The 25,124-nt window shown below is 69.4% G+C and carries 25 protein-coding genes and 4 pseudogenes; 13 read left to right on the top strand and 16 right to left on the bottom strand.

Annotation, left to right across the window (positions count from 1 at the left end):
- Positions 1-93, bottom strand: a pseudogene (locus tag ACFZCY_RS36300) (hydrolase); the annotation flags it as partial.
- Positions 94-281: 188 nt separating this feature from the next.
- Between ACFZCY_RS36300 and ACFZCY_RS36305 the strand changes: the two are divergent.
- Positions 282-1,304, top strand: a complete 1,023-nt coding sequence (locus ACFZCY_RS36305; RefSeq protein WP_391183275.1) for an alpha/beta hydrolase fold domain-containing protein — start codon at positions 282-284, stop codon at positions 1,302-1,304.
- Between the two features lie 107 nt (positions 1,305-1,411).
- Here the strand turns inward: ACFZCY_RS36305 and ACFZCY_RS36310 are convergent, their stop codons facing one another.
- Positions 1,412-2,404, bottom strand: coding sequence for a 4,5-dihydroxyphthalate decarboxylase (locus ACFZCY_RS36310; RefSeq protein WP_391183278.1), 993 nt, complete (start codon positions 2,402-2,404; stop codon positions 1,412-1,414).
- A gap of 134 nt (positions 2,405-2,538) precedes the next feature.
- Here ACFZCY_RS36310 and ACFZCY_RS36315 point away from each other — a divergent pair, with 134 nt between their 5' ends.
- Both ACFZCY_RS36315 and ACFZCY_RS36320 read left to right on the top strand, forming a co-directional pair.
- Positions 2,539-3,156, top strand: a complete 618-nt coding sequence (locus tag ACFZCY_RS36315; RefSeq protein WP_391183280.1) for a TetR family transcriptional regulator — start codon at positions 2,539-2,541, stop codon at positions 3,154-3,156.
- 393 nt (positions 3,157-3,549) lie between these two features.
- Entirely contained in the window at positions 3,550-4,785 is a 1,236-nt protein-coding gene (locus ACFZCY_RS36320) for an alpha/beta fold hydrolase (RefSeq protein ID WP_391183283.1), read from the top strand.
- Between the two features lie 280 nt (positions 4,786-5,065).
- Here ACFZCY_RS36320 and ACFZCY_RS36325 read toward each other — a convergent pair whose 3' ends face one another.
- Positions 5,066-5,362, bottom strand: a complete 297-nt coding sequence (locus ACFZCY_RS36325; protein ID WP_391183285.1) for a hypothetical protein — start codon at positions 5,360-5,362, stop codon at positions 5,066-5,068.
- 265 nt (positions 5,363-5,627) lie between these two features.
- Between ACFZCY_RS36325 and ACFZCY_RS36330 the strand changes: the two genes are divergently transcribed.
- Positions 5,628-6,557, top strand: a complete 930-nt coding sequence (locus tag ACFZCY_RS36330) for a GNAT family N-acetyltransferase (protein WP_391183288.1) — start codon at positions 5,628-5,630, stop codon at positions 6,555-6,557.
- Positions 6,558-6,571: 14 nt separating this feature from the next.
- Positions 6,572-6,871: pseudogene (locus ACFZCY_RS36335) on the top strand (amino acid transporter); the annotation flags it as partial.
- A 367-nt stretch (positions 6,872-7,238) separates the two neighbouring features.
- Here ACFZCY_RS36335 and ACFZCY_RS36340 read toward each other — a convergent pair.
- The gene (locus ACFZCY_RS36340) at positions 7,239-8,474 is read right to left on the bottom strand and encodes an MFS transporter (RefSeq protein ID WP_391183290.1); all 1,236 of its coding nucleotides are present in this window, start codon (positions 8,472-8,474) and stop codon (positions 7,239-7,241) included.
- 139 nt (positions 8,475-8,613) lie between these two features.
- On the opposite strand from ACFZCY_RS36340, the gene ACFZCY_RS36345 reads away from it, so the two are divergent.
- Positions 8,614-9,549: a LysR family transcriptional regulator gene (locus tag ACFZCY_RS36345; protein ID WP_391183294.1), complete on the top strand. Its 936-nt coding sequence runs from the start codon at positions 8,614-8,616 to the stop codon at positions 9,547-9,549.
- Between the two features lie 23 nt (positions 9,550-9,572).
- Here the strand turns inward: ACFZCY_RS36345 and ACFZCY_RS36350 are convergent.
- The 4 genes and pseudogenes from ACFZCY_RS36350 to ACFZCY_RS36365 form a co-directional block, all read right to left on the bottom strand.
- A pseudogene (locus ACFZCY_RS36350) lies at positions 9,573-9,701 on the bottom strand (site-specific integrase); the annotation flags it as partial.
- A 140-nt stretch (positions 9,702-9,841) separates the two neighbouring features.
- Positions 9,842-10,087 carry a hypothetical protein gene (locus ACFZCY_RS36355; RefSeq protein ID WP_391183298.1) on the bottom strand — a complete coding sequence of 82 codons (246 nt, stop codon included), beginning with the start codon at positions 10,085-10,087 and terminating at the stop codon, positions 9,842-9,844.
- 157 nt (positions 10,088-10,244) lie between these two features.
- On the bottom strand, positions 10,245-10,769 hold the full coding sequence (locus ACFZCY_RS36360) for a CorA family divalent cation transporter (RefSeq protein ID WP_391183301.1): 525 nt from the start codon (positions 10,767-10,769) through the stop codon (positions 10,245-10,247).
- Positions 10,770-10,872: 103 nt separating this feature from the next.
- A pseudogene (locus ACFZCY_RS36365) lies at positions 10,873-11,292 on the bottom strand (CorA family divalent cation transporter); the annotation flags it as partial.
- A gap of 87 nt (positions 11,293-11,379) precedes the next feature.
- On the opposite strand from ACFZCY_RS36365, the gene ACFZCY_RS36370 reads away from it, so the two are divergent.
- On the top strand, positions 11,380-11,604 hold the full coding sequence (locus tag ACFZCY_RS36370) for a hypothetical protein (protein WP_391183305.1): 225 nt from the start codon (positions 11,380-11,382) through the stop codon (positions 11,602-11,604).
- A 31-nt stretch (positions 11,605-11,635) separates the two neighbouring features.
- Here ACFZCY_RS36370 and ACFZCY_RS36375 read toward each other — a convergent pair whose 3' ends face one another.
- The gene (locus ACFZCY_RS36375; protein ID WP_391183308.1) at positions 11,636-12,730 is read right to left on the bottom strand and encodes a YhjD/YihY/BrkB family envelope integrity protein; all 1,095 of its coding nucleotides are present in this window, start codon (positions 12,728-12,730) and stop codon (positions 11,636-11,638) included.
- A 167-nt stretch (positions 12,731-12,897) separates the two neighbouring features.
- Between ACFZCY_RS36375 and ACFZCY_RS36380 the strand changes: the two genes are divergently transcribed.
- Positions 12,898-13,164 carry a DUF4235 domain-containing protein gene (locus ACFZCY_RS36380; RefSeq protein WP_391183311.1) on the top strand — a complete coding sequence of 89 codons (267 nt, stop codon included), beginning with the start codon at positions 12,898-12,900 and terminating at the stop codon, positions 13,162-13,164.
- 155 nt (positions 13,165-13,319) lie between these two features.
- Here the strand turns inward: ACFZCY_RS36380 and ACFZCY_RS36385 are convergent, their stop codons facing one another.
- From ACFZCY_RS36385 to aspA, 4 genes are all read right to left on the bottom strand, one after another.
- Positions 13,320-13,610, bottom strand: a complete 291-nt coding sequence (locus tag ACFZCY_RS36385) for a GlsB/YeaQ/YmgE family stress response membrane protein (RefSeq protein WP_391183314.1) — start codon at positions 13,608-13,610, stop codon at positions 13,320-13,322.
- A gap of 376 nt (positions 13,611-13,986) precedes the next feature.
- Positions 13,987-15,297, bottom strand: coding sequence for a cation:dicarboxylate symporter family transporter (locus tag ACFZCY_RS36390; protein ID WP_391183316.1), 1,311 nt, complete (start codon positions 15,295-15,297; stop codon positions 13,987-13,989).
- A 105-nt stretch (positions 15,298-15,402) separates the two neighbouring features.
- Positions 15,403-16,815 carry a malic enzyme-like NAD(P)-binding protein gene (locus ACFZCY_RS36395; protein WP_391183319.1) on the bottom strand — a complete coding sequence of 471 codons (1,413 nt, stop codon included), beginning with the start codon at positions 16,813-16,815 and terminating at the stop codon, positions 15,403-15,405.
- Positions 16,816-16,877: 62 nt separating this feature from the next.
- Positions 16,878-18,275 carry an aspartate ammonia-lyase gene (gene aspA, locus ACFZCY_RS36400; protein ID WP_391183322.1) on the bottom strand — a complete coding sequence of 466 codons (1,398 nt, stop codon included), beginning with the start codon at positions 18,273-18,275 and terminating at the stop codon, positions 16,878-16,880.
- Positions 18,276-18,589: 314 nt separating this feature from the next.
- On the opposite strand from aspA, the gene ACFZCY_RS36405 reads away from it, so the two are divergent.
- Positions 18,590-19,501 (top strand): LysR substrate-binding domain-containing protein, encoded by a 912-nt coding sequence (locus ACFZCY_RS36405; RefSeq protein ID WP_391183325.1) that lies wholly within the window; start codon positions 18,590-18,592, stop codon positions 19,499-19,501.
- Between the two features lie 92 nt (positions 19,502-19,593).
- Here the strand turns inward: ACFZCY_RS36405 and ACFZCY_RS36410 are convergent, their stop codons facing one another.
- A complete protein-coding gene (locus ACFZCY_RS36410) occupies positions 19,594-20,628 on the bottom strand; it encodes an NAD(P)-dependent oxidoreductase (RefSeq protein ID WP_391183328.1) in 1,035 nt (344 codons plus the stop codon).
- 134 nt (positions 20,629-20,762) lie between these two features.
- On the opposite strand from ACFZCY_RS36410, the gene ACFZCY_RS36415 reads away from it, so the two are divergent.
- From ACFZCY_RS36415 to ACFZCY_RS36425, 3 genes are all read left to right on the top strand, one after another.
- Positions 20,763-21,530 carry an IclR family transcriptional regulator C-terminal domain-containing protein gene (locus tag ACFZCY_RS36415; protein ID WP_391183331.1) on the top strand — a complete coding sequence of 256 codons (768 nt, stop codon included), beginning with the start codon at positions 20,763-20,765 and terminating at the stop codon, positions 21,528-21,530.
- A 66-nt stretch (positions 21,531-21,596) separates the two neighbouring features.
- The gene (locus ACFZCY_RS36420; RefSeq protein ID WP_391183334.1) at positions 21,597-21,932 is read left to right on the top strand and encodes an aminotransferase class I/II-fold pyridoxal phosphate-dependent enzyme; all 336 of its coding nucleotides are present in this window, start codon (positions 21,597-21,599) and stop codon (positions 21,930-21,932) included.
- A 33-nt stretch (positions 21,933-21,965) separates the two neighbouring features.
- Complete coding sequence (locus ACFZCY_RS36425) at positions 21,966-22,562, top strand: TetR family transcriptional regulator (protein ID WP_391183337.1); 597 nt, start codon at positions 21,966-21,968, stop codon at positions 22,560-22,562.
- Between the two features lie 62 nt (positions 22,563-22,624).
- Here ACFZCY_RS36425 and ACFZCY_RS36430 read toward each other — a convergent pair whose 3' ends face one another.
- Complete coding sequence (locus ACFZCY_RS36430; protein ID WP_391183340.1) at positions 22,625-22,870, bottom strand: hypothetical protein; 246 nt, start codon at positions 22,868-22,870, stop codon at positions 22,625-22,627.
- A gap of 195 nt (positions 22,871-23,065) precedes the next feature.
- On the opposite strand from ACFZCY_RS36430, the gene ACFZCY_RS36435 reads away from it, so the two are divergent.
- Positions 23,066-23,599, top strand: a complete 534-nt coding sequence (locus ACFZCY_RS36435) for a hypothetical protein (protein ID WP_391183343.1) — start codon at positions 23,066-23,068, stop codon at positions 23,597-23,599.
- 31 nt (positions 23,600-23,630) lie between these two features.
- Here ACFZCY_RS36435 and ACFZCY_RS36440 read toward each other — a convergent pair whose 3' ends face one another.
- Positions 23,631-24,881: an MFS transporter gene (locus tag ACFZCY_RS36440; RefSeq protein ID WP_391183667.1), complete on the bottom strand. Its 1,251-nt coding sequence runs from the start codon at positions 24,879-24,881 to the stop codon at positions 23,631-23,633.
- Between the last annotated feature and the right edge of the window lie 243 nt (positions 24,882-25,124).

Raw genomic sequence — 25,124 nt, forward strand, 5'->3', positions numbered from 1 at the left:
GGACCAGTTGTACCCGTCCGTTCCGCCCGAGTCGACGTCGTTGGCCGTGCCGCCCCGCCAGTGGAATCCGAAGATCAGCCGGTAGGGGTGGTCGCGGCGCCCTCCTCCCACGACAAGCAACGTGAACCACGCCGCGCCCAGCGCCATCCTGTTCGACACGTGTGAGTGAGGCGCCAGTGCCACCCCGGGGGCCGGTAGAATCCGCCGCGCGGCGGCTAACTCTTCGGGCAGTGGACGGCCGACGACGGGGAAACCTTCTTCCGCGACCCTGGGAGCCGGCCATGCAGAACACCTCCCCCGACCCGGCAGTCACAGCACCCCTCGGCCCCCCACCGCCTTTCGATCCGGAACTGGTCGCAGTACTCGCGCACATCACCCAGATCCTGCCGCCCGGCGGATCCGCGGCCGAGCCGGGCGCGACGTCCCCTCAGGACGTGCCCGGGATGGAACCGGTGACGGACCACGACCTGGAGCGTGACGGGGTCTTCCGGGTCCAGGAGCGATCCGTTCCCGGCCCGGCAGACTCGCCGGACATCTCGCTGCTGATCTGCCGCCCTGTCCACGCGGCCACCCCCACACCGGCGCTCTACCACATCCACGGGGGCGGCATGATGATCGGTGACAACCGCACGGGCATGCCCGACATGCTCGACCTCGCCCAGGAGCTGGGACTGGCCGTGGTGTCCGTCGAATACCGCCTGGCCCCCGGGACACCGCATCCGGGGCCGGTCGAGGACTGTTACGCCGGACTGAGCTGGACCGCCGAACACACCGAAGAACTGGGCATCGACCCCAGGCGCATCGTCATCGCCGGCGGCAGCGCCGGTGGTGGCCTCGCGGCGGCCGTCGCCCTGCTGGCGCGCGACCGCGGTGGCCCCGCCCTGTTCGGGCAGCTTTTGATGTGCCCCATGCTGGACGACCGCAACAACACCCCCTCCGCCCGCCAGATGACCGGAATCGGGGTCTGGGACAGCGTCTCCAATGAGGCCGGATGGACCGCACTGCTCGGCGCCACACGCGCAACGGATGACGTCTCACCGTACGCGGCACCCGCCCGCGCAACCGACCTGTCCCGGCTGCCACCCGCGTTCATCGACGTAGGATCCGCGGAAACCTTCCGCGACGAAGACGTCGACTACGCCAACCGCATCTGGCAAGCCGGCGGACAGGCCGAACTCCACGTCTGGCCCGGCGCCTTCCACGGCTTCACCGGAATGGCCCCACATACCGCCATCTCCCAAGACGCACGAACCGCAAGGCTGCAATGGCTACGCAGACTCCTCGCCAACCAGGGCGTGTTGTGAAAGTGCTGGCAACAGCCACTCGTTGATGGCTGCGGCCGGCGCGGTCGCGTAGTAGCGGACGGCGAGTCCCGGGATCGACACAACCCGAAACATCGTTGCCACTCGACTCAGGTGTCGAGGAGTTCCGGCACGAAGATGTCCTCACACGTCAGCCGGCGCTTCGACAACCCCTGCTCGTAGTGGTAGCGCAAGAAGGTGTCGATGGCCTTGCGATTCGCGCCGATCCCGTAGGGCCACCAGTCGTCGCCGAGCAGCCGACGGTTCTCCTCGAACAGCGCGCTGAACCACGGCGTGATGACGCTCATGTGCTGCTTCGCGGCGCCGGCGAGGTACTTGCGCTCGGCGAGTTCCTTGGCTTCCGTGAAGGCGTCGTAGACGGCCCGTGCGAGGCCCCGCCGCTGTGCAAGTTCCCTTCGGATCGCGACGATGTGCATCGGGGGGAAGATGCCGGTGCGGCGGTAGTAGTCGCGCTCGACGGCCTCGTAGTCGGGGAACAGGCGGGCGACCTTCGGCGAGCCCTCCAGCACCGCCTGCGGCACGTCGATGGAGATCAGTGCGTCGATCTCGCCGGATTCGAGCATGGCACCCAGGGTCTGGCCGTCCTCCGCATGGCGCACGTCGACGCCGTCCGGGACGGGTTGCGGGATCCAGCCGCAGGCGGGGACGGGGTGGTTGGTGCCGCCGATGACCCAGCGGCACTGGTCGGGGGTCACGCCGTACTCGTCAGCCAGGATGCCCTTCGGCCAGACCCCGGCGTCGTGGCCGTAGAGCGTGAACTCGCCGACGGTTTTGCCGACGAGGTCCTGCGGCTTCTCGATCCCGCTGGCGGTGTTCACGAAGATCGCCGAGTGGCGGAAGTTGCGGTTGGGCAGGATCGGCAGCGCCAGGAACGGCGCATCGTCGAGGTCGAAGGTGCGCAGGAAGTAGGTGAGACCGAGTTCGGCAAGGTCGTAGTGCCCCTCAACGGTGCGACGGAAGATGTCCGATACGAGGGGTGCGGTCTCGAACTCCGCGTCCACCCCGTCGACCTCGACCCGGCCGTCGAACAGTGCCTCGGTGTGTTCGTAGGCGTAAACGCCGATGCTCAGCTTCGTACTCATCAGTAGATCTCTTCTGTGGGAGTTCGTGGGGGGGGAGGGAAGCCCGCTTCCGTAAATGATCGTTCACTTTTATAGTGGTCCCGGAGCAGCCGAGCCGTCAAGGTGAATGTTCATTCACGATGAAAGGGGTAGCCATGCCGCGCATCACAGCCGAGCGCCGCGAGGCCAAGCGTGCCGAGATCGTCGCGGCGGCCCGCCGCTGCTTCTCCCGCGACGGGTTCCACCAGAGCTCGATGCCGGACATCGCCGCAGAGGCAGGCGTCTCGGCCGGCGCGCCCTACCGCTACTTCACGAGCAAGGAGGAGATCATCCTCGCTATCGCGGGCGACGCGTTCCGGCTGATCTTCGAACCGGTTGAGCGCCTGGCCGACAGCACGGACGCCCCGGCCGTCGCGGAACTGGTGGCCGCCGCGCTCGACACGATCAGCGGCGAGACAGTGCAGGACGCGGCGGGGCACACGGTCGCAGTCGACGAGCTGCTGCGTTGCGTCGTGCAGGCGTGGTCGGAGGTACTGCGCAATGACGAGGTGCGCGGCCCGGCTGCGGAGGGCTTCGAGAAGGTCCGAGCCAGTATCGCCGACGCGCTGCGCCGTGGCCGGGTCGCAGGCGCGGTGCCCGCCACCGTGGACCCGGACCGCGGTGCCCGCGTGGTGATGGGGCTGCTGCACGGATTCCTGCTCCAGCGCGTGGCCTTCGGGCTCACGGACACGGTCGGCTTCGCAGACGACCTACGTGCCGGGCTGATCTTGTGATGGGCGATGACTGCGCCAAGCCGGCGTGATCGGCTCAGGCAGCGCGACATGGGCATCAAGGCGGGACCACGACGCATCATGTACCCCTCGGGGTCGGGCTGCCGGATTATCTTCGCTGTCCGGGCGATCTCCAGATGCGGGAATGACAGCGCGGGCACCCGTAACTCCCCAGGTCCAGGACGCGCGCCTCGGCACGGAAGTCCTCCTGGTCATTGCTGCGCAGCCGATTGCGCATGTGCGACTGTTCCGTCGCTTCCTCCCACAGCGCGAACCGCTCCGGCACTTTCGATCGTCGCCGCGCTGCCGGCGCTGCTGGAACGGGCTGCGCCCGGTCCCCCGTCGTAACGGCGAGCCACCTGCACGGCTGCCCCCTGCATGGTAAGGAACCGCCCTATGACCACCCCTCGGCCCTTTCCTCTGGAACCCGTCCCGATCCACGTCCCCGACGAGGTCCTCGACGACCTACGGGCTCGACTCGCACTGACCCGGCCACCGGTGGACGAGGCCAACGAGGACTGGTCCTACGGCGTCCCGCGCGCGTATCTCGACGAGTTGGTCGCCCACTGGCGGGACCAGTTCGACTGGCGCAAGGCCGAGGCCGCGATCAACGCGTACGAGCACTATCGGGTCACCGTGGCCGGAGTCCTGCTGCACTTCATGCGCAAGCCGGGTGTCGGCCCCGCCCCCGTCCCGCTCATCCTCACCCACGGGTGGCCGTGGACCTTCTGGCACTGGTCCAAGGTCATGGACCCGCTCGCCGACCCCGCCGCCTTCGGCGGCGACCCCGCAGACGCCTTCGACGTCCTCGTGCCCTCGTTGCCCGGGTTTGGTTTCCCCGGCCCGCTCACCGGCTTCCCCGAGGTCAACTTCTGGAAGGTCTCCGACCTCTGGCACACCCTGATGACCGAGACTCTCGGGTACGAGAAGTACGCGGCCGGCGGCTGCGACATCGGCGGGATCGTCTCCAGCCAGCTCGGCCACAAGTATCCGGACGAGCTCTACGGCATCCACATCGGCTCCGGGCTCCCGCTCGACTTCTTCACCGGCCCTCGCGCCTGGGACTTCGCCCGGAACCGCCCCCTCACCGACGACCAGCCCCCGGAGGTCCGCTCCCGCATCATCGAGTTCGATCACCGCTCAGCCGTCCACCTCGCCGTCCACATGCTCGACGGCGCCACGCTCGCCCACGGCCTCAGCGACTCACCCGCCGGGCTCCTCGCCTGGCTCCTGGAACGCTGGAACTCCTGGAGCGACAACGGCGGCGACCTCGAGTCCGTCTTCACCAAGGACGACCTGCTCACCCACGCCACGATCTACTGGGCGAACAACTCCATCGCCACCTCGATGCGCTACTACGCCAACGCCAACCGCTACCCCTGGACCCCGGTCCACGACCGCACCCCCGTCGTCCAGGCGCCCGTCGGGCTCACCTTTGTCGGCCATGAGAACCCGCCGGGCATCCACACCGCCGCAGAGCGCGTCCAGGCGTTCCTGAACGGGCCGCAGGCCGCCTGGTTCAACCACGTCAACGTCAACGCCCATGACCACGGCGGTCACTTCATCCCCTGGGAAAACCCCGACGCCTGGGTCACCGACCTCCGCACCACCTTCCGGGGCCGCCGACCCTGACCTCGGCCGCAGACGGTGCCCCACCATCGGCACGCACGCGCTGTCCCGATTCACCACCCAGGAAACGGCCCTCACCAGCGACTTCAGCCACGGCCAAGAGCCTTCTCGGCACGACCGCGCATCTGTCCGCCAAGTCGTCCGGGCCTCGACCACTGCACACACGCACCCGGGACGGTAGCCGGCAACTCAAACGTGCCATGCTCCGCGACGAGGCCCCAAGAACCCAGCACCCCTTGGGGTGAACGGTGCCCGAACCAGCCCACAGGCAGTTCGACTCCCGTCACCTCACGCCCTCTGCCCACGCCAAAATCTCGGCGGCTCCCTGACGGACAGCTGCTTCCGGGTCCCCGGCGAGCTGCCCGCAGATTGTCGAGACGTCGGGCGTGACGTCGGGCGTACTGCCCGGTCCGGCGAGCGCGTCATGCAGCCCCGTCTGCAGCCAGTCGGCGTGGTTGTCGTCGGCCTCGGCAACCGCCAGAGCGAGGAGCCTCACGGCGGCCGCCGTCCCCACCCGGGCCAGAGCCTCGGCTGTCTTCCGAGTCACCGACGTGTCCGCGGGGTCCAGCAGCAGCCCCACCAACGCTTCCGCAGCCTCAGGAACCTCAGCGAAGGAAGCAAGGTCACGCCCGGCACGGCCACGCTGCGACCACGAAGGAGACGAAGCCTCAGCCAAGGCTGCCTGCAACCCATTCATCATCTTTGGCACAGCCAGACAGTCTCATGCTCTCCGGCACCGCCTTCGCACCGCTGCGCGCGAGTCTTGTGCGGGTACGCGAGTTATACGGGCGCATCAGCCCAAAAACATAGGTCAAGGCCCATGACAACATGGATAGTGTTATTAGGTGACGGAATTCAGTGCCCTTGGTGACATCACGGAATGGCAGAAGGACTTCGAGCAACGGCTTCGCGCCTCGTACGCCGCCGCCGGGCTCGGTACGGCTGCTGCGGAGCGCAGGCTCGAGGGCGTACGCGATGGCCTCGGCGACTGGACCGTCGCCGAAATCACGGACGCCGGGACCCGGGTGGGATACGTCGCCGTGGTCGTGGCTGACGACAACGGCACGCTCGCAGGCCGCATCGGCGACCTCCGGGTCGACGCGTCCTGCGTCGGCCGGTGGCATGAGCAGGCCGCCCGAGCCTGGGCCGAGGCTTGGTGCGCGGAGCGCGGCGCACGCCGACTGGACGTACGGCTCACCGAGCCCGCGGGCGAGCTGTTCGACGGCTACTCCGTCCGGGCCCAGACCAGGATGCGCCTCATCACTTCCCCGCCGGAACCCCTCGACGGCGTCACGGCACGGCCGATGACCGAGGCCGAATATCCCCAGTGGCTCGCCTCCGAGAAGGTCGGCTATGTCGGCGGCATTGTCCGGGCAGGTGCCCTGAGCCCCGAGGATGCCGTACGCAAGTCCGACCGCGACTTCGCGAAGCTGATCCCCGAGGGCCTGGCCACGCCCGACAACACGTTTCTGGTGCTCGAGGCAGCGGGCGAGCAGATCGGCACCGGCTGGTTGAAGCACGGCTTCCTCCCAGACGTCACTTTCGGCTACGGGCTGCACATCAACGAGGAGCACCGCGGCAAGGGGTACGGGCGGGCGGCGATGGCGGCCGGCGAGCAGGCCACGCTCGCGGCCGGCGACTCGGCGCTGATGTTCACCGTGTGGGGCGGCAACGAGGTGGCGATGAACCTGTACACAAGCGCCGGCTACCGAGTCATGGAGGAGAACCGTTCCATCGGCCTTCCCCGCACGGTCGACTCCGGCTTCGCGGCCTGACGCGGCTCACGACACGGCGGATTCTGGCGGGCTGGCAATGGTGGTGCGCCGACCCGCCGGGAAGCTTGCGTCCGTGGGCCTCGGACGAGGTCCTTCCTGTCGGCGTCCACGACATCTGGTGCCGCCCCGGGCCTGACGAGCCTTGGCGTTTCCAGGTCATGCTCGATGAGGCGTGCGGTCAGGAATGGGTGTCACGGCGTGACCGTCGAGTGTGCAAGCCGATCAGCACGCTGGGGATGAGCACTGCTGACGGCATTCCCTTTTTGGCACCTGAGGTGCAGCTCTACCACAAGGCCAAGACACCGCGGCCCAAGATCGGCCGGTGCTCTTGTCGTGGCAACCGAGCGCCTGGGCAACGACAGGGACCGGTGCTTGGAGGCGACGCGGACTCCTTGCGAGCTGGTGTCGTCGGCGAGGACCTGTTGCAGGGCGGCGATGCGGTGGTGCTGGCGCAGCGTGTGGGGGTTGGCAGTCGCGCGGTGCGGGGTGGTCGGCTGAGGCATCCGGTGGGTGTCCATGCACCAGCGCAGGAGCGGCTTCGACATCCATGGCGAGGACGTGGCCAGCCTCTCGCCGCGAGCGTAGTGGCGGGTGAGGGATCCGGCTGCTGCTCGGGGTCGCTGGTGTGTGCCTGGTCGACGGGGCGCGCGTCGGCGGGTCGGCTGCGGCCTGTGGGGTGGGTCATGAGTGGCTGCTGGCCAGTTCCGGCTCGGACGCGACGTGGTCCCGCCGGGGAAGCAGGAGCGGGGTGGCCAGGATGAGCAGTCCCGCGACTGTGAGAGCGGTGCGTGGGGTGGTGACGTCGGCGAGCAGCCCGGCGAGCGCGGTGAGGATGGCGATGGACGCCTGCTGGCCGATCGACCAGGCGGACAGGGTGCGGGCGACGAGATGCTTGGGGGTGTGCTCGAGCCGGTAGGTGGCGAGTACCGGGGTGTACAGGCTCATGTTGATGATGATTGCCAGCTCGACGGCTATCACGGTGACGAGGCCGATGACGCCGGGGCGGACGAAGGCCAGGCCGATCAGCCAGATGGCGCGCAGGGTACCGACGATCCGGAAGACCCTGTACTGGCCGTAGCGTGCCACGACACGGCGGGCCAGCCGGGAGCCGATGAGTCCGCCGACACAGGGGGCGGCGAAGGCGAGGCCGTACTGCCAGGGTGGGAACCCGAGCCGGCGGAGCAGGAGCACGGCCAGCAGCGGCTCGGTGGCCATGATCAGTCCGGCGACGAGCATGTTGTTCAGGTAGAGCGCGCGCAAGCCGGGATGGCCCATGATGTGTCGCCAGCCGTCAAGCACTGCGCCTGCGCTGATCGGACTCTTGGTGGTTGTTTGGTCTTCTCGTCCGTGGATCGCGGTGATGCCCAGCGCGGAGAACAGGTAGCTGAGCGCGTCGGCCACCACGGTGGTGACCGGACCGAACAGGCCGATCGCCGCTCCGCCCAGCGGTGGTCCGACCGCGATGGAGCTCCAGTTCGTGGACTCGAATCGCGCGTTGGCCACGAGGAGGTCATCCGGCCGGACGAGGGCCTTGAGGTAGGCACCGCTGGCCGCGTTGAAGGCGATCTTGGCTGCGGCGACCACGGCCGAGGTCACGAGCAGCTGGACGAAACCGAGCCATCCGAAGGCGTAGGCGACCGGGATCGTCGCCATGACTGCGAACCGGGTCAGGTCCATCGCGATCATGACCGGACGCTTGCGCCGGAATTCCACCCACGGCGCGAGTGGCACCGCGATCAGCGCGCCCACCGCAGGGCCCACCGCGGACAGCGCGGACACCTCAGCGGGGCTGGCATGCAACGCCAGCACGGCGATCAGAGGGAGTGCCCCGAAGCCCAGTCCGGACCCATAGGCGCTTACCGCATATGCCGCCCACAGCCAGCCGAACTGCCGGCCCAACCGTCTCCTGCCCACCATGCTCAGCGCGCCCCCTTGATGCCCCATCTGCACAAACCGACGTTGACCAGTGAGAGCTAAGCGAGCAGCCCAGTGGCAGGTCAAACAACTGCCTCGCCAACCGGTCACAACCATTCGTTGTTCACTAAGGTGAATCGGCGTGGACCTCGAAGCAGTACGTACCTTCGTCGCCGTCGCGGAAGCGGGCCAGTTCCAGAAAGCCGCCGCCGACCGGTCGATCACGCAGCAGGCTGTCTCCAAGCGCATCGCCGCGCTGGAGCGCCATCTCGGCGCGCGGCTGTTCACCCGCACCCCGCGGGGCGCCGAGCTCACCATCGACGGGCAGGCGTTCCTGCCGCACGCCCGCGAGCTACTGCGCGTCGCCGAGCGCGCGGTCACATCGGTGCGCACCGGCCGCCGACCGCTGCGCGTCGACATCATCGCCTCGCGCGGCGCGCCGTCGGGCATGATGCGCGGCTTCCACCGCACGTACCCCGAGATCGAGCTCGACGTGGTGTGGCTGTTCGACGTCGAGACGGCCGTCGCCGCCATCCGGTCCGGTGAGATCGATGCGTCCTTCCGCGCCGTCGCCGCGCCCGGCCGGCCCCTTCCTGAGGACATCGAGTCCGTCCGGGTGTTCGATGAGCCGCTCCGGCTCGTCACCGGCCCCGCCCACGCGCTGGCAAACGCCCGGTCGGTGCCCCTCGCCCAGCTCACCGGGCACCGGATCTGGATGCCCGGCATCGTCCCCGGAACCGAGTGGGCCGCCTACTACGACGACCTCGTCGCCGAGTTCGGCCTCACCATCGAGGCGACCGGCCCCAACTTCGGCTCCGACGCGCTCCTCGACACCGTCGCCGACACCCCGGCCCTGGCCACCTTCATGAGCGAGCAGACCCGCCTCGTCTGGCCCGCCGGCCACGGCCTGCGCCGCATCCCGGTCACCGACCCCACTCCCGTCTACCCGCACTCGCTCCTGTGGCACCGCGACAACCCCCACCCAGCCCTGGCCACCCTGCGTGCCCACCTCACCGCCACGGCGGCCGGCCACGACGCCGCCGGGACCTGGGTGCCGGGCTGGGTGATTCCGCGCTGAACGCCTCCGCGCCTTGGGCCATCTTCGTGCAGGTCCCAGCCCGCTGCCGGACCGCGCAGGGCGGTGTGCTCGTCGAGCAGCGCGCGAGTCTGCCCGTACGGCATGCGGGCCAGGCCCGTGTCGGGGCACAGGTCGCACGGGCTGACGACTTCCGGTGTTGGATCCTCGCGGCCCCGTGGCTCTCGCGCGCCGGCCTGGGCAGCCAGCTCCCGGGCGGTGTCAGGACGCCAGGGGGTGCCGGGGCATGCGGGGCGGTGACCAGGACGCATCCCAGCGCCAGGCCGCCCACTGCTCAGCGTTCGCGAACGGCCCCGCGCGGTCTTCGAGCATGGCCAGCACTTGGGCCCGGGGCGAGCTCCACCGCCTGGTGCTCGTTGTCGGAAACGATGCCGAGGCGCCGTACGTGGGCGTACTCGTCCTCGTCCTTCCACCGCAGCAGGCTGAGGTCCGGGTCGATGACGAGGTCCACGGCCAGGTCGAGGGTGTCGAACCCGCCTTCCGTTCGGTGGGCGGGGTGCTCGAAGTTCACGTCCATCACGCCGTACGACCGTCTCCCCTGCCTCGAAGCTCCCCATCATGTCTCCCTCTCTGCTCCGACCGTCCGAAGGCCCGGCCCGCCCAGCGTTTCCTCACCGCAACAGCTGCTCCGGTGTGCCCGGCGGGCGTGGAGGCGTGTTCCGGCACTCACAAGGCGGTCACAGCCAGCCGTTGCGGCGGAATATTCGGTGCAGCAGGCCGGCCACGGTGGCCATCACGGTGAGGGTGAGTGGGCAGCCGAACCTCCAGTCCAGTTCCGGCATGTGGGCGAAGTTCATGCCGTAGATACCGGCGATGAGGGTCGGGCTGGAAAGGATCGCGGCCCAGGCGGAGATGCGGCGCATGTCGTCGTTCTGCCAGGTCCCGACCCGTGCGAGGTGGGCGGCGGGGGCGGAGTTGAGAAGCTCGTCGAGCGAGCGCACCTCGGTGTCGGTGCGGTGCAGGTGGTCGGCGACGTCGGCGAAGTACGGCAGCGCTTCCTCGGGCCATCCGGTGCGGCCGTCCGCGAAATCCTGCACCACGGGGGCCAGCGGCTGTACGGCGTCGCGGAATTCGAGGACCTCGCGTTTGAGGGAGTAGATCTCCTCGGTCAGATCCTCGCGGTCCGGGGAGAACACGCGTCGTTCGAGCGCGGTCAGGTCGGTGCGGACCTGGAGGGCGGCCTCGGTGTAGGAGTCGACCACCGTGTCCAGGAACGGCGTTCTGTACGGCGACGGGCCCGAGCCGGAGCATATGCGCCTCCTCTACGGTGGGGTCGACCGGGCCGTGGCGGACGGTCAGGACGAAGTGCGGGCCGGTGAAGACCATCACCTCGCCGGTTTCCACGTCGCAGCCGTCCTCGACGTACCACAGCGTTTTCAGCGCGACGGCGAGCACGTCCCCGTACCGCTCGCGTTTGGGCCGCTGATGCGCCTGGACGGCGTCATCCACCGCCAGCGGATGCAGACCCCACGGGCCCGCCGGCTCTTCCAGATCACCGGGACGCGGCTCGTCCAGGTGCACCCAGCAGAAGTCCTGCTCGCCGGCTTCGTTCAGACGGTCCAGCACTTCGGCCCGGCAGTTTCCGGCCCTGCAGTCCACCTGCTCCAGCTCGCCCGCCGACTCACGGTAGATGACACGCCTCCTCCTTCCCGGTTGCACCACCGCGCCCCTTGCATGCCTCTCCTCCAGGGACCGAGCAGCCTCGGGCATAACGTCTGCACACATTGGTCACCTTGCCTTCACCTCATCGGGCTTTCCGTCTGCCCAGGCGGGTTACCCGAAGGGTAGGAGCGGTCTTCCAGAGGAGTCGTCGTGGTCTTCATCGCCGTCCTGCTTCCGCCCGGACTGATGTGCCTGGCACTGGCCATGGGTCGTTATGAGGAGTGGTTGCTCAAGCAACCGGCACCCGTACGGCCGACGGGCCATGTCCATAGGCGTCATCTGTCCCTCGTTCCTCGTTCCGGTCCCACCGACCGGGCGGTCGAGAACGAGGCGGGGCGCGAGCCGGGGCGGCGGCGGAGCGCTGACGCGGCCTGAGGGGCCGGGCGCCACTCCGAGCCGGCCGCGGTCAGGTCTTGTCCATGCGGCGCAGGTCCTGGTCATCCCACTTCCGGGTGTCGCGCGGCTCCACGTAGGGCTCGGCATACGGCGGGTGGCCGCCGGCGATCGCGCGCTGACGTGCTGTCTCCGCGTCGAACTCCAAGCCCAGCAAAATCGCCAGGTTGCTGATCCACAACCAGACCAGGAACACGATGACACCCGCCATCGCGCCGTAGGTCTTGTTGTACGACGCGAAGTTGGCGACGTAGAACGTGAACCCGCCGGAAGCGACCATCCAGATCACCAGAGCCAGAAGGCTGCCCGGCGTAATCCACTTGAACTTCTTCACCTTGGCGTTGGGAGCGGCCCAGTAGAGGATCGCGATCATGATCGTGACCAGGATGACCAGGACGGGCCACTTGGCGATGGACCACACCGACAGTGCGGTGTCCCCGATCCCCAGGGCTGCTCCGGCCTGGCGGGCCAAGCCGCCGGTGAAGACCACGATCAGCGCGCTGGCCACTGCCAGCAGCATCAGCACGACGGTCACCCCGACCCGCACGGGGAGGATCTTCCATACCGGGCGCCCCTCGGGCATGTCGTAGACGGCGTTGGACGCGCGGATGAACGCCGCCACGTACCCGGACGCCGACCAGACCGCCAGCACCAGGCCGATGATGGCCATGACGGAGCCGGTGCCGGCGTTGCCCTGCAGTTGCTCCACCGTCCGGGTGATGACGTCGCGCGCCGAGCCGGGGGCGAGTTTTCTGAGGTTGTTCAGCACCTCGTCCGTAGCGGACTTGCCGGCGATGCCCAGCAGGGAGACCAGCACCAAAAGCGCCGGGAACAGCGACAGCACCCCGTAGTGGGTCAGCGCGGCCGCCCGGTCGGTGAGCTCGTCGTCCTTGAATTCCCTCAGGCTGCCCTTGAACACCGCGGCCCAGGACCGTTTTGGCAGATCGGCCGGAGTGTCCGGCGCGCGCCGCTCCACCTGCTCGTCGGGGCCGTAGGAGTCCCCCGGGTGTGCCGGCGGCCCATGCGAGGCAGACCCCGGATCCGCCTCCGCGGCCTGATCCGAACGCAGCTGATGACTTTCGTGTCCCGGTTCCGGTAGCCCAACCATGGGGGCGAAGTACCCCCTTGGGGGCGGGCCACGCGCTGTGGCCGCCGGCGCGTGCGGCTCTTTCGCGATGTGCTCTGAACTCGTTCGCCGTGGGTACTCGTGAGCCCGCCCTGAAGTGGAAGGGCACCGTCAACGCAGCGTCGCCGCAGGAAAGGATGGGACGGAACGTGAAGGCATCGAAGGTGGCCTACAAGCCAGTCGGGCTGGCGCTGGGGTTCGTGAGCGGCATGATCGCCAGCAGGCTGTTCAGGCAGGCGTGGAAGATGCTCGGCAACGACCAGGACGCGCCCGACGCCACCGACGAAGACCGGACCTGGAGCGAGGTACTGCTCGCCGCGAGCCTCCAGGGCGCGGTCTTCTCCGCGGTCAAAGCGGCCGTCGACCGAGCCGGTGCCACCGCCACGCGCAGGCTGACCGGCACCTGGCCCGACTGACCGTCTCAGCTCTGTGGCGGCGGGCCTTTCCAAAGGGGAAGGCCCGCCGCCAGATCTGCGAGCGACCTCCCGTGGGGAGACGGGAGGCCGCTCGCGTGTACCTCACTTCCCCTGGCGCGTGTCACCGCACCCGGCCACTGTCGCTGCCTGGGGCTTTACGCGTGGACGTGTCCACGCCGGTGTCCGCGTCCACGACCGGTGATCAGCCGGTACAGCGCGAGGAGAATGACGGACCCGATGATGGCCGCGATCCACGTGGACAGATCGAAGAAGCCGTCGATCGATTCGACTCCGAAGATCACCTTGCCGAGGAAACCTCCGAGCAGCCCTCCGGCGATACCGATGAGCATGGTGATGATGATTCCGCCCGGATCCTTGCCGGGCATGAGCGCCTTGGCGATGGCCCCGGCGAGCAGACCGATAACTATCCACGCGATGATGCCCATGGTGAAGTATCTCCTTACTTCCGGTTCCTTCCGGCTCGCGAGACGTGTTTCCAACGAACACGTCGCCAAACCGCCGTCAGGCGCCTCGGCATGCCATCCACGCCCGCCCGTGCGGGGACGTACGCAATCGCCGCCGGACCGGCCGTCCGCGCGCCCATCGACCACGGTGTGCAGGGTGTCGGTTCCGGGTCACGCGTCGGTGGTGGCCCGTGCGACGGCTTCCGCGGGGACGGTCGCGTACCTCGTCGGGGCCGGGCACCACGCCGAGATGTCAGGCCGCCTCTGCGGAAACCGGCCGGCGAGCACGCTCCGTACCGCGGACGCTCCGTACTGGGTGAGTTCCCGCAGGCTGCCGAGTCGCGTGGTGAAGGCCGCTCTACGACGAACCCTCCGGTGCGCCGACGTGGGCGTCCCGCTTGGCCTCCGAACGGTCCACGACGGCAGCGGCCAGCGCGTTCCCGACGACGTTCACCGCGGTACGCGCCATGTCGACGATGAAGTCGACGCCGACCAGGAGCGCGACCCCCTCGGGCGGGATGCCCACCGTCTTGCCCGCGGCGAGGAGCACCACGATGGAGGCCGAGGTGACGCCCGCCATCCCCTTGGAGAGGACCACCAGGACACCGACCATGAGCAGCAGGGACGGTATCGAGGTGTCCGCGCCGTAGGCGTGGGCGAGATACACCAGGGCGGTGGCCTGGTAGAGCACGGAGCCGTCGGAGTTGAAGGAGTAGCCGAGAGGCACGACGAAGGAGGATGTCGAGCGGCTGATGCCGAAGGCTTCGAGCTTGCCCATCAGCGGGGCCAGCACCGCTTCGGAGCTGCGCGTGACGAAGGCGAGCCCGACGAGTCCGCCGATCTCCTTGAGCAGGTCCACGTACCGGATGCGGTAGATCAGCGCGATGACCGGAAAGACCACGCCGAGGATGATGGCCAGGCCCGCGTAGACCACGGCGATGAAGCCGACCAGGCTCTTGAGGTTGCCGAATCCGTAGTGCGCCACGTCGTAGCTGATGAAGCCGAGGACGCCCAGGGGTGCGACGCGGATGACATAGCCGACGACCTTGAACATGGCCGAGGAGACGGACTCCAGGACCGACGCGAAGGGTGCGGACTTCTCGCCGACGGCCGCCATCCCTACGCCGAGGAAGAGCGCGAAGACGATCGCGGCGAGCAGGTTGCCCTCGGTGAACGCGGCGAAGACGTTCTTCGGGATCGAGTGCAGGACGAGCTCGTGGAAGTCGACGCCCTTGTCCAGGGTTTCCAGGCTCTTCGTGTCACCGCCGGCGACCGGGGCGCCCCTGCCGATGCCGGTGATCTCGGCCAGCGTCACCGAGATCAGAAGGATCACCGTGGTGACGACCTCGAAATAGAGGATCGCCTTGCCCGCGACCCGGCCCACCTTCTTCACCGACTCCATGCGGGCGATGCCCAGCACGATCAGCGGGAAGACCAGGGGCAGCACGACCATCTGCACCAGGTTCAGGAAGATGTCGCCGAGGAGCTTCAACTGCTCACCGACGGACGGCGCGAACGTTCCGATCAGCGCGCCGAGGCCGACAGCGAGCACCGACTGCACTCCGAGTGGCAGCCGCCACCAGCGCTCCGCGCGCGCCGCCGGTGCGGTATCGCCGGGATCGGTCTCGGGCTGGTCGGTGGGGGGCGCCGTGATGTGTCCTGATTGCATGTGTGGAGCTCCAATGTGTTGTGCTCCGGGTGTCGGCAGGTGTCACCGACCCCGGTCACGGCAATGTGTCGAGGCAGCGCGAACTGGCCGTCTGACGGCGGGAGTTCAGCCGATGTCCGCGGCCCGGGCGGCGTCGCGCACGGCGTCGGCGACCGCTCCCGCGACCTTGTCGTTGAAGACGCTCGGAATGATGTAGTTCGGGTTGAGCTCGGCCTCGGCGACCACGTCCGCCAGCGCGCTCGCCGCGGCGAGCATCATGTCGGTGTCGACGGTCCGGGACTGGGCGTCCAGGAGGCCACGGAAGACACCCGGGAAGACCAGCACGTTGTTGATCTGGTTCGGGAAGTCCGAGCGGCCGGTGGCCACCACAGCCGCCGTCTGGCGGGCGATCGCCGGGTCCACCTCGGGGTCCGGGTTGGCCAGCGCGAAGACGATCGCGTCGTCCGCCATCGCCGCCACATCCTCGCCGGAGAGCACGTTCGGGGCCGACACACCGATGAAGACGTCCGCGCCCCGCACAGCCTCACGCAGCGTGCCCGTGACACCGTCGGGGTTGGTGTTGTCCGCGATCCACCGCAGCGGGGAGTCCGGGTCCGCCGAGACCAGGTCCTCGCTGCCGGAGTGGACCACGCCGTGGATGTCGGCGACGACCGCGTGCCGCACCCCGGCGGCGCTCAGCAGCTTCAGGATCGCGGTGCCCGCCGCGCCCGCGCCGGACATCACCACCCGCACGTCCTCGATCTTCTTGCCCACCACCCGCAGCGCGTTGGTCAGCGCAGCGAGCACCACGATCGCGGTGCCGTGCTGGTCGTCGTGGAAGACCGGGATGTCCACCGCCTCGCGCAGCCGCGCCTCGATCTCGAAGCAGCGGGGGGCGGAGATGTCCTCCAGGTTGATGCCCGCGAAGCCCGGGGCGATGGCCTTGACGATCTCCACGATGGCGTCGCTGTCCTGGGTGTCCAGGCAGATCGGCCAGGCGTCGATCCCGGCGAAGCGCTTGAACAGCGCCGCCTTGCCCTCCATCACCGGCAGCGCGGCCTTGGGGCCGATATTGCCCAGGCCCAGCACCGCGGAGCCGTCGGTGACGACCGCGACGCTGTTGCGCTTGATCGTCAGCCGCCGGGCGTCCTCGGGGTTGTCCGCGATCGCCTGGCACACCCGCGCCACGCCCGGGGTGTAGACCATGGACAGGTCGTCACGGTTGCGGATGGGGTGCTTGGACGACATCTCGATCTTGCCGCCGAGGTGCATCAGGAACGTACGGTCGGAGACCTTGCCCAGCGAGATGCCCTCGATACCGCGCAGCTTCTCCACGATCTCATCGGCGTGCGCGGTCGAGCTCGCCGCGATGGTGACGTCGATACGGAGCTTCTCGTGGCCGGAAGCGGTCACATCGAGGCCGGTGACGGAGCCACCGGAGGACTCCACGGCCGTGGTCAGCTGGCTGACCGCGGTACCGCTCGCGGGGACCTCCAGCCGGACCGTCATCGAGTACGAGACGCTGGGCGCCGTTGCCATGACCGTCTTCCTCCACTGGGGCGATGTGTGTTCATTACGTCGGATCCGGTCCGCGGCCGGCATCAGGTCGTCGTCCCGGCGATGTGCTCCGGGCGCAGCAGGGTCGCGAGCCGGTCGGCGGGCAACAGCCCTTTCTCCAGGACGAGTTCGGCGACGCCGCGCCCGGTGGCCAGGGCCTCCTTGGCGATGCCGGTGGCGGCGGTGTAGCCGATGTGCGGGTTGAGGGCGGTGACGAGCCCGATCGAATTCGCCACGCTCGCGCGCAGGTTCTCGGTGTTGGCGGTGATACCGGACACGCAGCGCGTCGCGAGGGTGAGGCAGGCCGCCCGCAGGTGGGTGATGCTCTCCGAGAGGGAGTGCAGGATGATCGGTTCGAAGGCGTTCAGCTGGAGCTGTCCGGCCTCGGCGGCCATGGTGATGGCCACGTCGTTGCCGATCACCTCGAAGGCCACCTGGTTGACGACCTCGGGGATGACCGGGTTGACCTTGCCGGGCATGATGCTGGAACCGGCCTGCACCGGCGGCAGGTTGATCTCGTTGAGCCCGGCGCGCGGGCCGGAGGAGAGCAGCCGCAGGTCGTTGCAGCTCTTGGAGAGCTTGACGGCGATGCGCTTGAGGACGCCGGACAGGTGGACGAACGCGCCGCAGTCCTGGGTGGCCTCGACCAGGTTGGCGGCGGTGATCAGCGGCAGTCCGGTGATGTTCTCCAGGTGGCCGCGGGCGGCCTCGGCGTAGCCCTTGGGGGCGTTGAGGCCGGTGCCGATCGCGGTCGCGCCGAGGTTGATCTCGTGTACGAGGCCGGAGGCCTCCAGCAGCCGGCTCTGGTCCTCCTCCAGCATCACCGCGTACGCGGAGAATTCCTGGCCCAGCGTCATCGGCACCGCGTCCTGGAGCTGGGTGCGGCCCATCTTCAGGATGTCGCCGAACTCCTCGGCCTTGGTGGCGAAGGCCTCGCGCAGGACGGTCATCGCGTCGAGGAGTTCCCGTACGGCGATGATCGTGGCGACGTTGACGGCGGTCGGGTAGACGTCGTTGGTGGACTGGCTGAGGTTGACGTCCTCGTTGGGGTGCAAGTGGCCGTAGTCGCCCTTGGCGTGGCCGAGGATCTCCAGGGCCCGGTTGGCGATCACCTCGTTGGCGTTCATGTTCGTCGAGGTCCCGGCGCCGCCCTGGATGACGTCGACGATGAACTGGTCGTGCAGTCGGCCGTCCCGGATCTCCCGGCACGCGGCGGCGATGGCGTCGGCCTTCTCCGGGGCCAGTAGCCCGAGGTCCTCGTTGGCCCTCGCCGCGGCCTCCTTGACCGCGGCGAGGGCGTTGGTCAGGTGCGGGTATGTGGAGATCGCCGTACCGGTGATGGGGAAGTTCTCCGAGGCGCGCAGGGTGTGGATGCCCCAGTACGCGTCGGCGGGCACGTCCCGGTCGCCGAGCAGGTCGTGTTCACGGCGACCGATAGTCATGGACACTTCAGATTCCTTCGCGAGCAGGTGGCGGGGGTTCGGGCACGGAATGGCATGACGCGAGCACACCCAAGACGCGCCGGGGCAGGCACTGGCGGCGGGGACCACGGTCGTGGCCCTCCGGCGATCGCCGCTTCCCCGCCGGTGCGGGGACGTCAGTCAGCTCAAAGGCCCAGGGCCAGCAGCGGTCGTTGCCGTTGCGTTCACGGAAGACCACTCTGGAGAGTCGGCCCTGTGAAGTCCATCGGTAATTTCCCAGGTTGCCTGTGAAGCTCACCTTCACAGACGTCGCCCCTTCTGATGTACTCCCTCATGTGATCGATCCACGGAGGCTCCGGGTGTTGCGGGCGCTGGCCGAGCACGGCACCGTCACCGCCGCCGCCCAGGCCCTCTACCTGTCCCCCTCGGCGGCATCCCAGCAGCTCGCCGCGCTCGAAGCGGAGGTCGGGCACGTACTGCTGGAGCGGCGCGGCCGCACCGTCCGGCTGACTCCTACGGGCACCGTGCTGGCCACGCACGCGGCGAAGATCGCTGCTCAGCTGGAGCAGGCGGAGGCCGATATGGCCGCCAGCTCGGCGGGCCTGGCCGGGGAGGTGACCATCGCCGCGTTCGCCAGTGCGATCAGCGAAGTGGTGGCCCCGGCGGTGGCGCCGCTACGGGAACGCGCTCCGCAGGTGCGGATCCGCGTGAAGGACGCCGAGGGGCTTGCGAGCCGACGGCTCCTCATCGACGGCGTGGTCGATATCGCCCTGGCGGTGGAGCACCGGGACACTCTCACCCAGAGCGGCGAGCAGCTGCTCCGCGAGCCCTTGTACGCGGAGCCGTTCGATGTCGTATTGCCGTCCGACCATCCGCTGGCCTCCGCCCCGGAGGTGGACCTGGCCGAGCTGAGCGCAGATCCATGGATCACGCCGTGGCCCGGCAACCCGGTGCATGACGTCGTTTTGCGCGCCTGCGAGACGGTGCGTTTCCAGCCCCGGGTGGAGTGCCTGGCCGACGACTCCCGGGCGGTGTGCGCGCTGGTCTCCGCTGGGTCCGGGGTGGCGCTGGTACCCCGTTCGGCACTCCACGGCATCGCCTTCGGTGGGGCCGTCGTACGTCCGGTCAGCGGCTCCCGTCCGACGCGGCGGGTGTTCACCGCCGTCCGGCGCGGCAGCGAGGGCCATCCGCTGCTGCAGCTCGCGCTGCGCGGACTCCGGGACCAGGCCGCCGCCCTCAGTTCCTGATCAGGCCGGCATGGCCACCCGGCTGCCACCCCTGTCGGAGGCCGATGCCGGGAAGAGGGACTGCGGGCGGCGGACAGGATCCGCCGCCCGCTTCATCCGGTTGAAGCGGACGGTTCGGTGGGGGTCAGGCGCGGGGTGCCAGGGCGCCCGGCAGGGCCGCTGCCCGGCAGTGGTGTGGTCGCCGGGCGGTCCGCGAGCACTTCGAGGATGTTGTCGACGGCGAGGTCGACCATGGCGGCCCTGGTGGCATCGGTGGCCGAGCCGATGTGCGGAAGCGTCACCACATGCGGCTCGGAGGCCAGGGGCGACAGGTCGGCGCCCATGGGTTCGCGTTCGTAGACATCCAGGCCCGCCGAGTGGATGACTCCCCCGCGCACGGCGTGGAGCAGGGCGTCCTCGTCGATGACGCCGCCGCGGGAGGTGCTGACCAGGGTCGCGGTGGACTTCATGGCCGCCAGCTCGGCGGCGCCGATGAGGTGGCGGGTCTGCGGGGTCAGAGGCACGTGCAGGGAGACCACGTCGGCCTCGGCGAGCAGGGTGGGCAGGTCCACGGCGGTGGAGGGCGGGTCCTGGGTGTCCTCGGGCGCGAAGGGGTCATGGTGCAGCACGCGCATGCCGAAGCCCTGGGCGCGGCGTGCCACCGCGCGTCCGATCTGGCCGAAGCCGACCAGCCCGAGGGTGGCGCCGTGGATGTCCAGGCCCAGGTAGTCGTCCATGCGGAACAGGTCCCACTGCCCGGCGGCGAGTGAGTCGCGGGCGGCGCCGAGCCGCCTGCGGGCCATGAGGATGAGGGCGAAGGTGAGGTCGGCGGTGGTCTCGGCGAGGACGCCGGGGGTGTGGGTGACCACGACTCCACGCTCGGCCGCGGCGTCCCGGTCGACGGCGTCGAATCCCATGCTGGCCAGCCCGACGACCTTCAGCGAGGGGCCGGCGGCGTCGAGGAGGGCGGCGTCCACCCGGTCGTTGCCCAGGCAGAGGATGCCGCTCACCCCGGCGGCGAGGGCGTGCAGCTCGGCCGGCTCGGGCTTGCCCTCGCCGTCCCAGCGCACCAGCTCCGACTGGGCCGCCAGCCGGTCCAGGCCGCCACCGGGCAGGGCGGGCCGGGTGGTGAGCACTCGCTGCGTCATACGCCACTACTCCCTCGGATTTTTCCACTGAATGGAAAGTCTATCTATTCAACGGAAAGCATCGTCAGGACCGGAGCAGGGCGATGTCAACCACTGGATGAAAATCGATTCCGCCAAGTGGTAATTTGCACAGCGTGAGCATCAGCGACGTTCCGGCCGATGTCGTCGGCCGGGCGATCCGGCTGCTCGTCCTGGTCGGCGAGCATCCGCACGGCATCACGCTGTCGGCACTGGCCCGCGAGAGTGGCGTCCCCGTCAGCACCTCGCACCGGCTGGTCAACTCCCTGTGCCGGGAAGGTCTGGTGGAGTTCGAGACCGCCGGTAAGCGCTACAAACCAGGGCTGCGGCTGTTCCAGCTCGGCCAGCAGGCGGGCCAGGTGTACGGATTCGCAGGCACCGCCCTCCCCGTGATGCAGCGCGTGACGCGGCAGACCGAGGAAGCCACCCTCATGTCCGTCCTCGACGGCACCCGCCACCTGTACGTGCACTACGTGGACGGCCCCCAGCCGGTCGGCGTGCGCAGCGATCCCGGCCGCCACGGCCCGCTGCACTGCACCTCGATGGGCAAGGTCCTCATGGCCTTCGCCCCCGACGACGTACGCACCGACCTCCTGGAGCGCGTCGAGCTCACCCCGCACGGGCCGAACAGCATCACCGACCGCGGCGTCCTGCGCGAAGCCGTCGCCCGCGCCGCCGAGCGCGGCTACGCCACCGCCGACGAGGAGCACCACCGCGGGCTGCGGGCCGTCGCCGTCCCCGTCCTGCGGCCGGACGGCAGCGTCTTCGCAGCCCTGTCCACCGCCGCGCCCGCCTTCCGCCGCAGCATGGACGATCTGGTCGCCATGGTGCCGCTGCTTCAGGCGGCGGCCTCCGAGCTGGGCGTCCGGCTGCCTGCCCGCTGATCCGGCACCCGTCGGTCCGGGGCCATCTCGGCGGCCTCCCGGATCCACCACACCGTGAGCGGTGTGATGAACAGCGCCGTTCAGCGTGCCGCCCTCACCGCGGTCGGGGACGGGGACGAGGACGTACGGGCCGTGGCGGCGGACCAGCGCGCACTCGCCGGGGTCCCCGGCATCCGCTTCGAAGAACCCGAGGGAGCTTTCTGCGCGTTGCCGTCGTACGACGTGGATCTCCCCTCGGCGCAGGTCGTCGCGGCTTTGCGCGAGCACGGCGTCGCCGTCCGTCCGGGGAGCGAATTCGACGCGCGGGGCGAGGGCCACTTGCGGTTGTCGTACGCTGCCAGCCCGGAATCCATCACCGAGGGCGTCCGCCGACTGGCTCGCGGCCTCTCGGCCCTCCGCTGAACGGTGGTTCACATGCGACAGGAGCGTCGGCCGATGCGCAGCGACACCGAGCGCAACCGCAGGCAGCTCATCAAGGCCGCCGCGCGGCTGTTCGAGAACTCGCCGACCCAGGTCAGCCTGGCCGACATCGCCAAGCACGCCGAGGTGTCCACCGCGACGGCGTACCGGCACTTCTCCTCCGTCGAGGAGATCCTGCACGCCTTCCGGTCACAGGTGGGATCCGAACTGTGCGAGTTCAGCGCGCGGCAGACCACCACCGGCATGGTCAAGCTGGAGGCGGTCTCCCGCTACTGGGTGTCGCTGGTGCTGGAGCACGGCGGGGCGATGGCGCAGATGCGCTCCCACCGCGGCTACCTCGAACGACTGCGCGAGGGCACCGGCTATCTCGCCCCACAAGCTGAGGCGCTTGCCGAACCCTTGCGGCAGACCGCCGAGGAACTCGGGCTCGACGACCCGGGGGACGAGGCCCTGTACCTGTGGAACGCCCTGTTCGACCCCCGCGACATCCTCGACCTCATCAAGAGCGGGCGCACGGAGGACGAGGCCGCCACCCGTCTGGTGGCCGCACTGCGCGGCGCCCTCATCGGCTGGTCCACGACCACGGATCAAGAGGGCGGGGACTGCGGCTGAAGCGGCCAGGCGACGGCTGCGTCCACGTCATGTGCTGGGGCCGTCATCCAGTCCGTTCGCGCTCAGGGGGTGCCCCAGCTGTGCATGTGCCGCTCGACCCTTTCATGCACTTGCCGTCGCAGCTGGTCGTCTTGGCCAGGAGGGTCCATCCCCTCTGCCTCGAAGACGGCGTCGGTGAAGCTGTGCGCGTCGGCGGGCGGCGCCTGCTGCAGGCGTTGCCGCTCTTGCGGTGGCAGGCAGAAGCCGAGGTCGACACAGAGTTCGTAGAGGAGCCGCTGAACATCGTCCTTCCGGTGGTGTTGGGGCATGAACACAGCATGGTGGCAAGCGCGGTTGGTTCGCCATCGACTTAATGGCTCCATCGACGAGTCGTGGGCGAGCAACGGCAGCACAGAACGTCAGCGCGTACCGCGTCGTACGCGGCGCTTGTGGCGGGTGCTAGCGTGAAGCGGACTGGGCCGGTCCGTCCGGCGAACCTGTGTCCTGACGGGGGACCTTTCACCATGCACCACCTTCCTCGCGCCGCCGTGTTCGGCGCGGTCGCTGCCTCCGCCCTCCTCGCCCTCACGGCCTGCTCCAGCAGCGGATCGGACGACGCACCGTCCGCCGCCGGTAAGGACGGGAAGAAGGGCACCAGCAGCAGCGGCTCACCGAGCTCGACGTCCACGTCGTCGCGGTCCGCCGCGAAGGGCGAGCCGGCCGGCGGATCCGGCAGCGGATCCGGCGCCGCCCAGGCCGTGACGTCCAAGGCCGAAGTCAGCGTCAAGTCGTGCCAGTTGCGCGACGCGTCCAAGCTGTTCGCCGTCGTCCAGCTCAACAACATCCACGGCGCGGCGGATTATGCCTACACCGTCAAGATCCGCTTCCTGAATTCCGCACACCCCGACCAGGCGGTCTACACCACCCTCGCCCACCAGCCCGTCCAAGCCGGAGCCATGAGGAGCGCACTCGCGTCCACCGCTTGGAAGGGCGACTCCGCCGCGATGCCGAAGACGTGCCAGGTGGCCAAGGCCACCAAGGTGAAGACGGCCGGCTGACGCTGGGCGTGGTACGCGAGGGTGGTTGCCGTCACCGTCGAGGCTCCGGGCGGCTCGTGGTGTGCCGGGGTGCCTGGTCCGGCCAGGCGTGGCCAGTTGCCTGGTCAGGGCCGGTCGGCGGAGGTGAGGTGGCAGGCCCGGTGCGCGCGGTGACCACCATGACGGCGAGGCCGAGCGTCACGACCGCGGCGCCTGCGTACAGCGGCGCGGTGTAGCCCAGGCCCGCGCTGATCGCGAGGCCGCCGAGCCAGGCGCCCAGGGCGTTGCCGACGTTGGAGGCCGAGACGTTGGCGCTGGCGGCGAGCGGCGCGCCGCCGGCGGCGTCCGTGACGCGGGTGATCATGCCGGGGACACCGGCGAACCCGAAGACGCCCATCAGGAAGACCAGGACCACCGACGCGACCCGTCCGTCGGCCAGCAGCCCGAACGCCGCGAGCGTGGCGGCGAGCCCGGCCAGGGACACGATCAGCGTACGGTCGCGGTCGCGGTCGGCCGCCCGGCCCCCGGCGACGTTCCCGATGACCAGGCCGCTGCCGTAGACGACGAGCAGCCAGGCCACGTCGGTACTGGAAAAGCCGGTGACCTCGGTGAAGGTGTACGCGAGGTAGCTGAACGCCCCGAACATGCCGCCGTAGCCGAGGGCGGTGGCGGCCAGGGTCAACCACACCTGCCGGGAGCGGAAGGCGCGTAGCTGGGGGCGCAGGCCTGCCGTCCGGTGGGCCTCGTCCACGGCGCCCGCCCAGGCCGGGACCCAGACGGCGATGGCGGCCACGGCCAGCACGCCGATCGCGGTGATCGCCCAGAACGTGGCGCGCCAGCCGAAGCGTTCGCCGACCAGGGCGCCGAACGGTACGCCCAGTACGTTGGCGACCGTCAGCCCGGCGAACATCACGGCGACCGCGCGCGAGGCCCGCTCCGGCGGGACCATACGGCGGGCGACGAGCGAGCCGATGCCGAAGAAGGAGCCGTGGCACAGGGCGGCGACGACGCGGCCGAGCAGTGCCACGGCGTAGGTGGGCGCGACGGCGGACAGCAGGTTGCCGAGGACGAACAGCGCCACCAACCCGACGAGGACGGCCTTGCGGTGGATGCGGGTGGTGGCGGCGGTCAGCAGGATCGCGCCGAGCGCGACGCTCAGGGCGTATCCCGAGATGAGCCACCCGGCCGCGGCCTCGGAGACATCCAGGTCGCGGCTCACCTGGGGCAGCAGACCCGCGATCACGAACTCGGTCAGGCCGATGCCGAAGCTGCCGAGCGCGAGCGCGACCAACCCGGCGGGCATCCTCCGCGCGTCCCCGTCCGGTTGGATGTTCATGCAAACAGCATAGGGGGCGGGTTCGTTGGAGAGGGGCGGATCCGCAGCGCCTCGGCCAACGCGAGCAGGCTCGGCACGGGCATGAGCAGACCATGTGTTCGGGCCGGATTCAGCGGTGCTCCTCCGGCCGACGCGGCCATGCCGTTCGGGTCATTGTTCCGTCGGCTCGGTCGTCGTCCGCTGGGTTACTCCTCTACGTCAGAGGCCATT

Source organism: Streptomyces sp. NPDC007983 (genome assembly GCF_042958345.1).
GTDB lineage: Bacteria > Actinomycetota > Actinomycetes > Streptomycetales > Streptomycetaceae > Streptomyces.

Excerpts from the sequence above, each read along its gene's own strand:
- ACFZCY_RS36305 (WP_391183275.1), top strand. The coding sequence starts at position 282 with ATGCAGAACACCTCCCCCGACCCGGCAGTCACAGCACCCCTCGGCCCC.
- ACFZCY_RS36310 (WP_391183278.1), bottom strand. The coding sequence starts at position 2,404 with ATGAGTACGAAGCTGAGCATCGGCGTTTACGCCTACGAACACACCGAG.
- ACFZCY_RS36315 (WP_391183280.1), top strand. The coding sequence starts at position 2,539 with ATGCCGCGCATCACAGCCGAGCGCCGCGAGGCCAAGCGTGCCGAGATC.
- ACFZCY_RS36320 (WP_391183283.1), top strand. The coding sequence starts at position 3,550 with ATGACCACCCCTCGGCCCTTTCCTCTGGAACCCGTCCCGATCCACGTC.
- ACFZCY_RS36340 (WP_391183290.1), bottom strand. The coding sequence starts at position 8,474 with ATGGTGGGCAGGAGACGGTTGGGCCGGCAGTTCGGCTGGCTGTGGGCG.
- ACFZCY_RS36375 (WP_391183308.1), bottom strand. The coding sequence starts at position 12,730 with ATGGTTGGGCTACCGGAACCGGGACACGAAAGTCATCAGCTGCGTTCG.
- ACFZCY_RS36385 (WP_391183314.1), bottom strand. The coding sequence starts at position 13,610 with ATGGGCATCATCGCGTGGATAGTTATCGGTCTGCTCGCCGGGGCCATC.
- ACFZCY_RS36390 (WP_391183316.1), bottom strand. The coding sequence starts at position 15,297 with ATGCAATCAGGACACATCACGGCGCCCCCCACCGACCAGCCCGAGACC.
- ACFZCY_RS36395 (WP_391183319.1), bottom strand. The coding sequence starts at position 16,815 with ATGGCAACGGCGCCCAGCGTCTCGTACTCGATGACGGTCCGGCTGGAG.
- aspA (WP_391183322.1), bottom strand. The coding sequence starts at position 18,275 with ATGACTATCGGTCGCCGTGAACACGACCTGCTCGGCGACCGGGACGTG.
- ACFZCY_RS36410 (WP_391183328.1), bottom strand. The coding sequence starts at position 20,628 with ATGACGCAGCGAGTGCTCACCACCCGGCCCGCCCTGCCCGGTGGCGGC.
- ACFZCY_RS36420 (WP_391183334.1), top strand. The coding sequence starts at position 21,597 with ATGAACAGCGCCGTTCAGCGTGCCGCCCTCACCGCGGTCGGGGACGGG.
- ACFZCY_RS36425 (WP_391183337.1), top strand. The coding sequence starts at position 21,966 with ATGCGCAGCGACACCGAGCGCAACCGCAGGCAGCTCATCAAGGCCGCC.
- ACFZCY_RS36430 (WP_391183340.1), bottom strand. The coding sequence starts at position 22,870 with ATGCCCCAACACCACCGGAAGGACGATGTTCAGCGGCTCCTCTACGAA.
- ACFZCY_RS36435 (WP_391183343.1), top strand. The coding sequence starts at position 23,066 with ATGCACCACCTTCCTCGCGCCGCCGTGTTCGGCGCGGTCGCTGCCTCC.
- ACFZCY_RS36440 (WP_391183667.1), bottom strand. The coding sequence starts at position 24,881 with ATGCCCGCCGGGTTGGTCGCGCTCGCGCTCGGCAGCTTCGGCATCGGC.